Origin of the sequence: Vibrio litoralis DSM 17657, from assembly GCF_000426765.1 — a bacterium.
In the GTDB taxonomy this organism is placed as follows: Bacteria; Pseudomonadota; Gammaproteobacteria; order Enterobacterales; family Vibrionaceae; genus Vibrio; species Vibrio litoralis.
Window position 1 is genome coordinate 439,149 of record NZ_AUFZ01000016.1, and the last position, 13,426, is coordinate 452,574.

Genomic DNA, 13,426 nt, shown 5'->3' on the forward strand with positions numbered 1-13,426 from the left:
ATGCAAGAACTGAATACTCGATTTCATAAAACGATGCTATTCCATAAAACAGTGGTGTTTAGCATTGTCACCATCATGATGATCCCGATTGTCGCCACATTAGTGTATTCCATTTCATCACGTTGGGGGGCGACCATTTTACCGGATGGTTTCACCTTAGATTGGTATGTGCAATTATTGACCGATCCACGCTTTGTACAAGCCTTTGGGCGTTCGTTATTTATTTGTATTGCAGCGCTACTACTCAGTGTGGTGTTGATTTTACCAGCAATTTTTGTGGTGTTTTATTACTTTCCAAAACTGGATAAGGTCATGAATATTATGATCTTGCTACCGTTCGCCGTACCGCCAGTGGTGTCATCGGTTGGTTTGTTGCAATTGTATGCGGACAGTGATTGGTCGTTAGTGGGGACGCCGTGGATTCTAGTCGGAACCTACTTCACTATCGCGGTGCCATTTATGTATCGCGCCATTGCTAACAGTTTTGAATCGATCAATTTGCACGATTTGATGGATGCGGCGCATTTGTTAGGTGCGAGTACCACCAAAGCGTTTTTATTGATCATCTTACCGAACTTAAAGAAAGGTTTAATGGCGTCGCTGTTTTTGTCTTTCTCGTTCTTATTAGGTGAATTTGTTTTTGCCAATATCTTGGTGGGAACACGTTATGAGACGCTGCAAATTTATCTCTTCAACATGCGACAAACCAGTGGTCACTTTACTTCTGCACTGGTTATCACTTATTTCATCTTTATCTTTATATTGACTTGGTTGGCCAGTCGTTTCAGCCGCGGAGCAACAGCATGAGTTACGTTACTGCAAAACAATTAACCAAATCATTTGGCGATAATACTGTTTTTGAGAATGTGAATTTTACTATTGAACAAGGCGAATTTATTACGCTTTTAGGGCCAAGTGGTTGTGGTAAATCAACTTTGTTGCGTAGCCTTGCAGGGTTAAACCCGGTTGAACAAGGTGAGATTTGGGTTAATGATGAAAACATTACTCATCAATCACCACAAGAACGTGGCATTGGTATGGTGTTTCAGTCGTATGCTTTGTTTCCGAATATGACCGTTGAGGGCAACATTGCTTTTGGGCTGAAAATGAAAAAAGTGGCTTCCGGTGAGGTGGCTAAGCTGGTGAACCAAGTGATTGAATTAGTGGACTTAAAAGGTAAAGAAAAACAGTATCCACATCAATTATCAGGCGGTCAGCGCCAGCGTGTGGCATTAGCGCGTGCTTTGGTGGTGAAGCCGAGAATTTTATTGTTGGATGAACCATTATCCGCATTGGATGCCAAAATTCGTAAGCATTTACGCCAACAAATCCGTGACATTCAAAAAGAGATGAATCTGACTACGATTTTTGTCACTCACGATCAGGAAGAGGCGATGATCATGTCTGATCGCATCTTCTTGATGAACCAAGGTGAGATAGTACAAGCGGGCTCGCCAGAAGAGATTTATACCCAACCTGCCAATGAGTTTGTAGCAGGTTTCATGGGGCACTATAACCTGATTGATGGCAGCTGTGCTAAAGCCTTGTTTGACCTTGATACGACAAGTAAAGTGGCGATCCGTCCAGAGTCGATATATGTCAAAGAAAAGGGGCGTCAGTATGCGCAACATATCTCTTCGCCACGACAAGGGGTGATTAAAAGTCATCAATTATTAGGCAATATTATTCGTTACCAAGTGGCGGTAGATGAGTGTGAATTAACGGTCGATTTATTAAACCGTTCATCTGAACGCTTGATGCCAGAAGGGAGTTCGCTTGAGCTACTCTTTAATCTAAATGAAATTCAACCTGTGGGTGCTTAACATGACACAACCTTTGTATGTCTTTGATATGGATGAGACGTTAATTGATGCTGATTGTGCGATGTTATGGAATGCTTTTTTAGTGCGTAAAGGCATTATCACTGACGCAAGTTTTCTTGAGCAAGATAAGCGCTTAATGAGTCTGTATGCTCAAGGGAAAATGGATATGCAAGATTATCTTGAGTTCTCGATTGCCCCTTTAGCAAGCTTGCCGGTTGAAGAGGTTAATCAGCTGGTGGAAGAGTGTGTGGTGGAAGAAATCTTGGCTAAGCAGTTTATTCAATCGAAAGGCTTGATTGAGCAGCTTAAACAGCAACAAGCTCAGATGGTGATTATTTCTGCTAGCGTGTCGTTTTTGGTTCGTGTTGTCGGGCAGCATCTTGGAATTACCCATGCTTTAGGGATTGATTTGGTGACGAAACAAGGTTGCTATACGCCTGAGATTTCCGGTATTCCAAGCTATCGTGAGGGCAAAGTATTGCGCTTGAAAGAATGGATTAAGAGTCAATCAGAATGCTTTTCCGAAATCCATTTTTATACTGACTCAATCAATGACTTACCTTTGTGTGAGTTTGCCGATTATGCGTATTTAGTGAATCCATGCCCAGCTTTAAAAGCTCATTCTGATCAAGAAAACTGGCAAGTGTTGGAATGGAGTGTTTGATAGTGGCTCGTGTGATAATAGATCGCGTGATAGGTCGGTATTAGCTTGTTGTCCCTACTAGTTTAGTATCACTACTAGTTTATTGGCACTATGTATTGGGATATTAATGAAAGAATAAAGAGTCGCCTTATGTGCGACTCTTTACCTATTCAGCGTTTATCTGCATTAATCGGAGATATTAACGCAAAATCAATAATGGCAGGTGAGTATGCTCCAACATTTTTAGGGTATTACTGCCTAGAAATATTTGTGCAAGTTTAGAGTGTGAGAAAGCGCCCATCACCAACATGTCTACTTCATGATCTCTTTTGTAATCCATCAGAGAATCAAACACATTACCTTCTAAAAATTGAGACTTAACGTCAAAGCCATTTTCAATTAATAAAGCTTCAGTTTTTTTGAATTTATCCGCTAAGTCATTTTGGCTATTTTTTACTGTCACTAGGTGGCAAGTAAGACCATGCAATAACCCGCCGTCAATAACACGTTGAACCGCTTTATCTGCGGTTTCACGGCCATCATAAGCCAACATAAAACTTTTAGGCTCGCTAAATTCCTTATTGGTAATGAGGATAGGAGTGTGTGCTTGGCGAATGATTTTTTCGATATTAGAACCAAGCTTTTTAAAGCCTTTATCGTGATCTTCACCTGAGCGGCCAATGACAATCAGTCTAGCTTCAAACTCTAGATCAATAATGGCTTCTACGATGTGGCTGTAGCGTTGAGTTTGTTCTACCGTCTGGCAACCTTGTTCTACTGCAATCTGAGAAGCATGAGTGAGCATATCTTTGCCAACTTCTACCGCAAGCTTGCTTCTTTGTTCATCCAGCGAGGCCATATCTTTTAATAATGAAGAACGAGCACCAAGACCAATGGCGCCACTCAAATCTTCGCTGGTGGACTGATTGTTTTTTTCAATGGCATGTAAGAATAGTAGGGTTTTATCGAGCTTATTAGCAGCCCAAATCCCACTTTGACAGACGGCATTGGCATAAGTTGAGCCATCGATACAGGTAATAATCTTATTCATAGTTCTCTCCTTAGTGACCAGCCATCAATTTTTCAACTTCTTTGGGATCGTTATGAACGCCAAACTTGTCGACAATGGTTTCGGTTGCTTCGCTCATGCCAATAATTTCCACTTCAGCGCCTTCACGACGGAACTTGATGACGATTTTATCGAGTGAAGAGACCGAGGTAATATCCCAAAAGTGTGCGTGAGTTAAGTCAATAACCACTTTATCAACCACTTCTTTGAAATCGAACGATTCAGTTAATTGCTCAGAAGACGCGAAGAACACTTGCCCTACGACCTGATACTTACGTACACCATCGTCGGTTATGTCTGATTTCACCACCATAAAGCGACCGATTTTGTTGGCGAAGAATAGCGTCGCTAACAAGACTCCAGCCAGCACACCTAAGGCTAAATTATGCGTGGCGACGACCACAATAACCGTCACGACCATCACAATATTGGTCGATAGAGGGTGCTTTTTGAGATCTTTAATCGAGCTCCAAGAGAAAGTACCGATAGACACCATGATCATCACCGCGACAAGGGCAGCCATTGGGATCTGTTTCAACCAATCATCTAAGAAAACCACCATGATGATCAAAAAGACCCCAGCGGAAAATGTAGAAAGACGTCCACGACCACCAGATTTTATATTAATCATAGATTGACCAATCATCGCACAGCCAGCCATGCCGCCCATTAAACCAGCACCGATATTAGCAATACCTTGGCCTTTACATTCTTGGTTACGATTACTTTTGGTGTCGGTTAAATCATCTACTATGGTTGCTGTCATCATTGACTCTAATAAACCAACCACCGCTAAACCTACAGAGTAAGGCAACACAATCAGTAGAGTATCAAGGTTAAGAGGTACATCCGGCCATAAGAAGATAGGTAAAGTATCAGGTAGCTGACCCATATCACCTACGGTACGAATATCGATTCCAAAAGAGATCGCAATAGCGGTTAATACCACAATACAAACTAAAGGTGAGGGAATGGTTTTACCGACAAAAGGTAGGTAAGGAAAAAGGTAAATAATCGCTAAGCCGGCAGCCGTCATTGCATAAACATGCCATGTGACGTTGGTGAGTTCTGGTAGTTGCGCCATAAAGATTAAAATGGCTAGCGCGTTTACAAAGCCGGTTACAACGGAGCGAGAAACAAAACGCATTAAGCTGCCAAGCTTCAAATAGCCAGCAAGAATTTGCAACACACCGGTGAGTAGTGTTGCCGCGAGTAGGTACTCTAATCCATGTTCTTTTACCAAAGTGACCATAAGTAGCGCCATTGCACCAGTTGCAGCAGAGATCATACCTGGGCGACCACCCACGATAGCAATAATGACTGAGATACAAAAAGAAGCATATAAACCGACTTTAGGGTCAACACCGGCAATAATCGAAAAGGCGATGGCTTCGGGAATTAAGGCTAGTGCAACAACAATACCAGCCAGTAGATCGCCTCGAATGTTCGAGAACCATTCTACTTTCATTTTTTCAAGCATAGAAATCCTTATTATGTACTTGTAAATAACCTGACAGACAGCATGCGAGAAAAGACAGACACGAGTGGTCTTTCTGCGAGCATGGCAGTATGTACAGTTTTTTGAGATGTTATTTGTGTGTAATAGTGGTGACTCTGATATTTATACCAAAGTACCTACCGTGGAAACGGCATAAAAGTGTCACGCGAAAAGTGGTGACTTTTGGGAGGATGTACGTCTAGGGCGGCGTAACAAGCAAAGTACTTTACCTTATGTATTGCAAATAGTGCTTGGAATATATAACAGTTTTATTCACTAAGGAATAAAAAATTGTCATATCGCTTGTAAGGTTAATCTGGATGAAGGTGTTCGAATATTACTCAAAGCAATGCACTTGCAAAATATCGCAATGCAGATCGGCGGATAAATCTTTTTCAATACCACCAAAGAAGTGTGTGAGCTTGTTTCTATGACCGACGATGACAAGCTTCGCTTCAACTTCTTCAATTAAATCTTCTAAGTGTTTGATGACTTCCCCCGCAGCAAAATGAATATTCTTGACTGGGTAAGGGCTAGATTGGCTCAACTCATGCAATTGTTGAATACGCTCCAGTTCTTTGTCGGAATGGAAATTGAATAATCCTTCATCTCGATATAGGTAGTGAGTATTAAAAATACCTTTTTCGACATAAGCAAGATGAAGCTCTGCTTGGTTTTGCTTCGCAATGGTTGCGGCTTTAATAACAAGCTGTTTGGCATGCAAGTCATTAGGGTTAATGGCGACCAAAACAGTAGGGTATAGATACATAAGCACTCCGATAAACAAAAAATGGCCAGTAATTAACTGACCATTTTAGCAAGGTAAAGCCTAGGTTGTAGGATTATAGTTTCGCTTTAATCATGGCTTCTAGTTTGCCTTGGTCGACAGCAAAAGCTCGGATGCCTTCAGCCAGTTTCTCAACCGCCATAGGATCTTGGTTGTGCTCCCACAAGAATTCAGCGTGCGTCATTTTCTCTGGTTGAGCTTGAATGCTTTGCGCAGGTTTTAGTTTTTGTACTACTTCACCTTGGCTATCTTCCAGCTCTTGCAACAACTGAGGGCTGATAGTTAAGCGATCGCAGCCGGCAAGCTCTAAAATCTCACCGGTATTACGGAAACTCGCGCCCATTACTACCGTTTTATAGCCATGTTGTTTGTAGTAGTTGTAGATATTGGTAACAGATTTAACACCAGGATCTTCACTCGCTTCAAAATCACGACCTTCTTTTGCCTTGTGCCAGTCCATAATGCGGCCAACAAACGGTGAAATTAAGTAAACACCAGCTTCTGCACAGGCACGAGCTTGAGCGAAAGAGAAGAGTAGAGTGAGGTTACAGTTGATGCCTTCACTTTCTAAAATTTCTGCCGCTCGGATGCCTTCCCAAGTAGAAGCCAGTTTGATCAAAATACGGTCGTTAGTAATACCAGCATCGTTGTACATTTTGATTAGCTGGCGAGCCTTAGTCACACTGCCTTCAGTATCGTATGAAAGACGAGCGTCTACTTCGGTTGAAATACGCCCCGGAATCACTTTTAAGATCTCTTGGCCAATCGTCACCGCTAGCATGTCACAAGTATCTTGCACTTGTTGGTTTGCATTGTCACTTTGCGCTTTGGCATAAGCGATAGATTGATCAATTAAGCGTGAATAGTCTTCAATTTGCGCCGCTTTTAAAATCAATGATGGGTTAGTGGTGGCATCTTGAGGTTGGTATTTTGCGATGGCATCAATGTCGCCAGTATCAGCAACAACAGTAGTGAGCGAGCGAAGTTGTTCTAATTTACTACTCATGTATAACCCTATCTAATAATTGAAATGAAATAACAGAAGAAAAATAATTCAGCTAAGCGACATCAAGATGGCAAGCCAAAGTCTGTAAGGTTTAATTAGGTATTCATAGTCGAAATATAACGAGCTTAAGTCAAACCAAGTGAGTGAAAAAAGATGCCTAGATCTCACTTTATTTTGGGTAATCGCTTGCGCAAACGTTGGCTGATTTAAAGCTTAACTAACCTTGATAATCTCAATCTTTATTAGAAAGGCGTTTTATTGTCACATGGTGATATTTAAGGAGGGAACTGCACTAAACAGAAGGAAAATTATCTTCCATTTAGTGCAGGGAGAGGTAGTCGTCGTTAAGGTTTATTCAGTCGCATTAATCGCACTAGGTTCATGTTGCAGGTTAATGTAGTCACGCTGCAACATGTACATACGAATGGCATTTCGATATTGACCATTCATGAAGAACTCCTCAATCAATAAGCCTTCACGCTTAAACCCAAAGCTTTCATACAGGTGAACGGCTTTCTCGTTCTCATCCGAAACTTGCAGATATAACTTGTTAATATTCAATATTTTGAAAGCGTAATTAACGGCGCGATCAATGATTTCTCGTGCATAGCCTTTGCCTTGAAAGTGAGGGGCAATGATGATCTGAAACTCAGCCGTTCGGTGGATATAGTTGATTTCAACCAACTCGACCAAACCAACATGCTCGCGGTCGCCATTCTCAGCAATAAAGCGTCGCTCATTCAAATCATGGATATGTTTAACATAAAGACTTTCTAGCTCCATGAAGGATTCATATGGCTCTTCGAACCAATACGACATCACACTACGGTTATTGTTCAGGCTATGAATAAATCTAAGATCGTCTTTTTCTAAAGCGCGAATACGGATAGTGTCCGGCATAATTAACTCTTTAATATTCAATGATTAATAATAGAACCCAATTGCTGGGTTGGCTCGAGTATAAAGGATTCAGGTTACTTTGAAGAACGAGAAATATTGCAGATATTGATAAGATTTTTTGCTCGATATGGTGACAGTGTCACAATTGGCTTTACAGTGTAAATATGGCGACTCGTATAAAAATGCCGATGTAGTGGATACATCGGCATTGAGTTGTTAGTTATTGAAATATAAGAACTATGCTATCACAGGTTCAATGTGTGAATTCTGTATATTTGATTTGAGTAAATTGATTGGGTCATTCATTGCGTGTTTTGTATGAGTATCAACTATTCGCATGCCGGTAAATCGCTGTGGATCTTTGATGGCTACGTCATGAGCAAAGATAACAAACTCAGCATTGGCAATGTCTTTCGGGGTAATTCGGTTAACAATACCGTTCGCCCCTTGGGTTTCCACCTTGATTTTAACGCCCATTTTTGCGGCTGCTTTTTCTAAGCTTTTTGCGGCAAGGAAGGTATGAGCTACGCCAGAAGGGCATGCGGTAATCGCCAGTACTTGCGCAACACCTTCTTCTGAGATGGATTCGATAGGGGATGAATCATCTTCTTGCGTATCATCTTCGGTGACAGGTTTTTTCAGTAAGTTAACGATTAATGCTGTTGTCACTGCACCTGCGATAGTACCAATCACATAGCCTATTTTCCCGTCAACAACCGGTAGTACAATCCAACCGCCCCAAGGTGCGTGGTTAATAACGTTAAACATAAAGCCGACGATATTACCTACCATGCCACCAACAACGATTGCTGGAATAACGCGAATTGGATCCGCCGCTGCAAATGGGATAGCACCTTCTGTAATGCCGATCATGCCCATGATTGCTGCTGCTTTGCCTGCTTCACGTTCATCTTTTTTGTAACGTTTAGGCGATAAGAATGTAGCTAAAGCCATACCTAGTGGTGGAACACAAATAGCAATACCTACGCCACCCATTAACCACGGTTGAGTATCAACTTGAGTTTGAGCAAATAATGTAGCAACTTTGTTGATTGGACCACCCATATCAAACGCTGTCATACCGCCTAAAATTGCCCCTAGCATAACTTTACCGCTGCCAGCCATGCTTGCTAACCAGTGGTTCATAGCTGCCATCATACCTGCGATAGGTTCACCGATGACCCACATAACAATACTACATGTGATTAATGTGCCAATCAGAGGATAAATGAAGATCGAACCAAGAGAGGCCATACTGTCAGGGAACTTGATACGTTTTAATTGTTGAACGACAAAACCGGCTAAAAAGCCGACAACAATCGCACCAAGGAAGCCTGTGTTGTAATGTTGAACGGCAATCCAAGAGCCAATCATGCCTGGTGCTAGGCCCGGTTTATCTGCAATCGAGTAAGCAATGTAGCCACCTAATACTGCGGTGAATAATGTTAAGCCCGCAATCCCCATAGTGGCGATGTCTTTTAATACGCCAGTTTCTGGTACCGCACCTTTTCCTGAAATCATGACAGAAAGTGACAGTAATACACCACCAGCAACAATGAATGGGATCATGTGGGAAGTACCAAATAGCAAATGCTGCTTAAGGCGAGACATGGTTTGCTTCCATTGAGATGGTTGTTTTTGTTCGGTTGAGCTAGGTTGCTCTACAGGCTGTTGTGTGACTTCATCATATCCAGCTAATAGTGCCACGATCTCTTGTTCAGTTTTGGCGTTGCGTAGAGAATCTAGAAAGCCATCTTCAATAATTTTACTGGAAATTTGTGCAAGCACTTCAATGTGATGATTATCACCACCATCAGGTGAAGCTAGCATGAAAAAGATGTTTGATCGTTCACCATCATCCGCGCCGTAATCAATACCAGTGCGATGAATACCAACTGCCACGGCAGGTTTAACAACGGCAGAGCTTTTAGCGTGAGGAATCGCAATACCATCTTCAAAGCCTGTTGAGCCTAGTTCTTCTCGTGCCCAAACGTCTTTAAGGTAGTCTTCTTTATTTGTGATGCATTGGTTTTTTTCTAAAATGTTTGCCATTTCAGAGAGGAGATCTTGTTTATTGGTAGACTTTAAATCTAGGCAGACCAGATTTTCATTGATTAGAGAGTGCATAATATTTCTCGCTTATTTATTGTTATGCGAAAAACATTATCACCTATAAAAAGTGTGTGAAATTGTAAAATAAATGCATTTACTGGACGATTGTACCCATCCAATTAAAGTGTGAACAAAAGCATGTTTTGTTAATGCGTGTGGACGAAAGGGCAAAAAAGTGAATATCGCAGCAGCTGCATCACGAAAACTCACCATCTTTTAGTTGTTCTTATTAAGAAAGCATCTTATAGAAAAACGTGGTGCCATCTAACTCACCAGTGGCGCTTAAAGCAAAGTCAGGAATATAGCCAGCTTCGGTATAGTTCATGCGTTTGTATAGTTCAGAGGCAATATCACCGACACGGGTATCGAGAATTAATAATCGACGACCGGCTACCAGAGCTTCTTCTTCTAGGTGTGATAGTAAAGCCTTGCTAATTCCATTACCTCTATGCTGAGTATGTACCATTAACTTTTCAACTTCAGCGCGATGTTTAGCGTTTGATTTACTCGCCAAAGATAATTGCACGCAGCCAACTAACTGTTCGCCTTCAAATGCGGCGATTAATAATCGAGTACTAGGCTTTGCTGTAAGAGTTGTTGCTACTTCTTGCCAATATTTTTGCGCCGTTTGAGATTCTACTGGTGGTAAGAAGCCTACCGAAGCGCCACTTGCCACACAGTCTTTTAGTAGTGCAACCAGATCATCCATGTGCGGAGTAAGATCAATTAATACTTTGGTTTTCATTGTTATTTCCTTATAACACCCTAGGCTAGGGGATTCGGCTATTGGTGGCTTGGTAGTTGGCTAATTTGGTTTAGCATCTCATCAAGTCGGTTAAAGATGGTTTCACCGTCGACACCAATGCCGTTGTGTTCATATTCGTTGGTCATCCAAGCTCGACTGTTCGGTATATTTGCTAGGGTTTCGCGTGAATAATCGAACTCAACATACATATCTTCAACATAAACCGCGCAAGCAATGGGAACCGTATTCTTTTTTAACTGTTCTACATCGTAAAGAGCAGACCAATCTTGTTTTTCAGCGAGTTTGTTTGCCGCCTCTTTTAATGGTTTTAAGCATTGCATTTGTTCAAACATCCACGGGTACACCATCTCACCAGTAAACAAGAAAGGCTTTCCAGTTTGGTAGTTGAACTCAGGGTAGGTTTGTCGAACGCGGTGCGCAGACCAAGCCGATGCTGTTTGCTCTGAATCATTCTTAGCAAAAGGCTGGCAATAAATCGATTCATGCAAAATGGCATAGATAGGATTGGTCTGGTAAGCCTGTTCCGCCAACATGGCATTCAAAAATGCGTAGCTCAATGTTTCTTTGCCATCTACGGTGACAAAAGCGCTTTCAAGCAGGTAGTACATAGGTAGAGCAGCATTGCCACGACCCAGGTTAATACCGATCATTTGAAATTGTTCTACGGTAAATAGCTGGCCGTTAGGTAAATAGGTTTCGTGATTAAGTAAGTAGTCTGCAATGCGTTGACACAAGGTTTGCGCCTGTAGAAATTGGCGGAAGAAGCGGTCGTTTTTTTGTTTTACCCGTAGGTAAGTTGCTTGGTAAACCTCATCGGCATGGCGAGTTAAAGAAGGAACGCCGCCAGTGATATAAGACTTTAATAAACTATTAGGATAAAGCGATAGATAGGTTAATGAACAAAAGCCGCCAAAGCTTTGACCAAGTGTCGCCCATTTTTCCACATTGAAATGTTTACGTATGGCTTCGGCATCTTTGACAATGCTGTCTGCTCTGAAATGGCAGAGGTAGTCTGCTTGTTCATCACTACTCATACCTTCAAGTGTTTGGTGAGTAATGGGTGAGCTTATCCCTGTACCTCGTTGATCGAGTAACAATACGCGATATTGCTGGAGCGCTGCTTTTAACCATCCCGATTGTCCATCCGCTCTAGGAGAAGGAAAACCTGGGCCACCTTGAAAATAAACCAGCCATGGTAAATCTTGCGTTTGTTTTTCTAGGCTGACTAACTCGCGAGCATAAACGGTAATCGTCTGGCTTTGCTGATCATCATGCTTAAGCGGAACTTGAAATTGGTGTGGTTGATACAGTATTCCATTATCAACAAATGATGAAGCAAGCTCATGAGGAATGGGCACTAGAATTCTCCTTAATTCAACAAACTACTTTTTATTGATGGAGCTTATCACCAAGCGTGAAGTGAGTTAATGGAAAGCTGCTGGAAAAGCAAAATTTTACATCTTGGTTAAGGACAGATGCTTTTCATTCAGGTTAATATCTGGTTATTAATGCATTACTACTGAGAGTTTTTATGTCATCACTTCGTTTGCTGTTTTCTACTTCAACTAATCCTCTATTTAACTTAGCGGTAGAAGATACCATTTTCCGTTCAATGAGTGCCGACCAAAAAGTGCTGTTTTTATGGCGTAACGACAATACGGTGGTGATTGGCCGAGCGCAGAATCCTTGGAAAGAGTGTAATACTCAGCGCATGGAAAGAGATGGTATTACTCTTGCTCGTCGACAAAGCGGTGGTGGAGCGGTATTTCATGATCTTGGCAACAGCAACTTTACTTTTATGGCAGGCAAGCCGGGATACGATAAAACCGTGTCTACTCAAATTGTATTAGATGCATTACAAGCATTAGGTATAGAAGGTAAAGCCACAGGGCGTAATGATCTCGTAGTGGAAACAGAAGAGGGAGAGCGTAAGTTCTCAGGCTCAGCTTATCGAGAAACAATGGATCGAGGCTTTCATCATGGCACGATTCTATTAAATGCGGACATGAGTCGTTTAGCGGACTATCTCAACCCAGATCCGAAAAAGCTACAAGCGAAAGGTATTACCTCGGTACGATCTCGCGTAATTAATCTTAATCAACTCGATGATACTTTAACCCACGACAGTTTATGTGAAGCGATCAAACAGGCGTTCTTTGACTACTATGGTGAAACAGTTGAGCCGGAATTTATTTCAGAAGAGGCGATGCCGGATTTACCAAACTTTGAAGCGACCTTTACTAAGCAACAAGATTGGCATTGGAACTTTGGTAATACGCCTGAATTTAGCCATCATATTGACGAACGTTTCAAGTGGGGTGGTGTAGAGCTACATTTTAACATCAAGAAAGCGCACATCGAAGAAGTACAAGTGTTTACCGATAGCCTAGATCCTGCACCACTAGAAGCATTGCAAGAGGCTTTGACCGGGCAGGTTTATAATGCAGAAGGAATAACGACCGCTTTAGATGAGGTGTCAATTCGATACCCACAAAATGCTGAAGAGCTAGCCCAAGTAAAAGAGTGGTTGTTAGTTCAACTAGCTTAAGTAAAGGGTAGGCTGAGTTTTTGAGATAATTTGCACTAATTCAGCCTATTAAATATGTGACGAAAAACACAAACAAGATTTATTTTCAATAATATGTACGAAATAGGTGTACATCTCTCTCAAACCCTGTAATATCTACCTCGCTCTGTTGATAAGAGTGATTGATGAAACAATTTAGTAAAAGTAGAATCCTCAAATACAGCTTCGTTTTTGTCTTTGTTATTAGATTTTCCCTTCGCTTAATAAACCATTAAATCGTTCAACGCAGCACCCG

12 protein-coding genes are annotated in these 13,426 nt (G+C 41.6%); 4 read left to right on the forward strand and 8 right to left on the reverse strand.

Annotation, left to right across the window (positions count from 1 at the left end):
- The 3 genes from K358_RS0105200 to K358_RS0105210 are packed head-to-tail and all read left to right on the forward strand — an operon-like array spanning window position 1 to window position 2,487.
- Window positions 1-807, forward strand: coding sequence for an ABC transporter permease (locus K358_RS0105200; RefSeq protein WP_027695821.1), 807 nt, complete (start codon window positions 1-3; stop codon window positions 805-807).
- Complete coding sequence (locus tag K358_RS0105205; RefSeq protein ID WP_027695822.1) at window positions 804-1,823, forward strand: ABC transporter ATP-binding protein; 1,020 nt, start codon at window positions 804-806, stop codon at window positions 1,821-1,823. Before K358_RS0105200 ends, K358_RS0105205 begins: the two co-directional genes overlap by 4 nt.
- Window position 1,824: 1 nt before the next feature.
- Window positions 1,825-2,487: an HAD family hydrolase gene (locus K358_RS0105210; protein WP_027695823.1), complete on the forward strand. Its 663-nt coding sequence runs from the start codon at window positions 1,825-1,827 to the stop codon at window positions 2,485-2,487.
- A gap of 178 nt (window positions 2,488-2,665) precedes the next feature.
- On the opposite strand, the gene K358_RS0105215 is transcribed toward K358_RS0105210, so the two are convergent.
- From K358_RS0105215 to K358_RS0105250, 8 genes are all read right to left on the reverse strand, one after another.
- Window positions 2,666-3,517 (reverse strand): universal stress protein, encoded by an 852-nt coding sequence (locus K358_RS0105215; RefSeq protein WP_027695824.1) that lies wholly within the window; start codon window positions 3,515-3,517, stop codon window positions 2,666-2,668.
- Window positions 3,518-3,527: 10 nt separating this feature from the next.
- Complete coding sequence (locus K358_RS0105220) at window positions 3,528-5,015, reverse strand: SulP family inorganic anion transporter (protein ID WP_027695825.1); 1,488 nt, start codon at window positions 5,013-5,015, stop codon at window positions 3,528-3,530.
- Between the two features lie 355 nt (window positions 5,016-5,370).
- Window positions 5,371-5,802: a universal stress protein gene (locus tag K358_RS0105225; RefSeq protein WP_027695826.1), complete on the reverse strand. Its 432-nt coding sequence runs from the start codon at window positions 5,800-5,802 to the stop codon at window positions 5,371-5,373.
- A gap of 73 nt (window positions 5,803-5,875) precedes the next feature.
- A complete protein-coding gene (gene tal / locus K358_RS0105230; RefSeq protein WP_027695827.1) occupies window positions 5,876-6,826 on the reverse strand; it encodes a transaldolase in 951 nt (316 codons plus the stop codon).
- 351 nt (window positions 6,827-7,177) lie between these two features.
- The gene (gene speG, locus K358_RS0105235; RefSeq protein ID WP_027695828.1) at window positions 7,178-7,726 is read right to left on the reverse strand and encodes a spermidine N1-acetyltransferase; all 549 of its coding nucleotides are present in this window, start codon (window positions 7,724-7,726) and stop codon (window positions 7,178-7,180) included.
- Between the two features lie 237 nt (window positions 7,727-7,963).
- The gene (locus tag K358_RS0105240; protein WP_038149722.1) at window positions 7,964-9,853 is read right to left on the reverse strand and encodes a PTS fructose transporter subunit EIIC; all 1,890 of its coding nucleotides are present in this window, start codon (window positions 9,851-9,853) and stop codon (window positions 7,964-7,966) included.
- A gap of 214 nt (window positions 9,854-10,067) precedes the next feature.
- Entirely contained in the window at window positions 10,068-10,583 is a 516-nt protein-coding gene (locus tag K358_RS0105245; protein ID WP_027695830.1) for a GNAT family N-acetyltransferase, read from the reverse strand.
- Window positions 10,584-10,621: 38 nt separating this feature from the next.
- Window positions 10,622-11,962, reverse strand: a complete 1,341-nt coding sequence (locus K358_RS0105250; protein WP_027695831.1) for an alpha/beta fold hydrolase — start codon at window positions 11,960-11,962, stop codon at window positions 10,622-10,624.
- A 173-nt stretch (window positions 11,963-12,135) separates the two neighbouring features.
- Here K358_RS0105250 and lplA point away from each other — a divergent pair, with 173 nt between their 5' ends.
- Window positions 12,136-13,152 (forward strand): lipoate--protein ligase, encoded by a 1,017-nt coding sequence (lplA, locus tag K358_RS0105255; protein WP_027695832.1) that lies wholly within the window; start codon window positions 12,136-12,138, stop codon window positions 13,150-13,152.
- Window positions 13,153-13,426 lie beyond the last annotated feature (274 nt).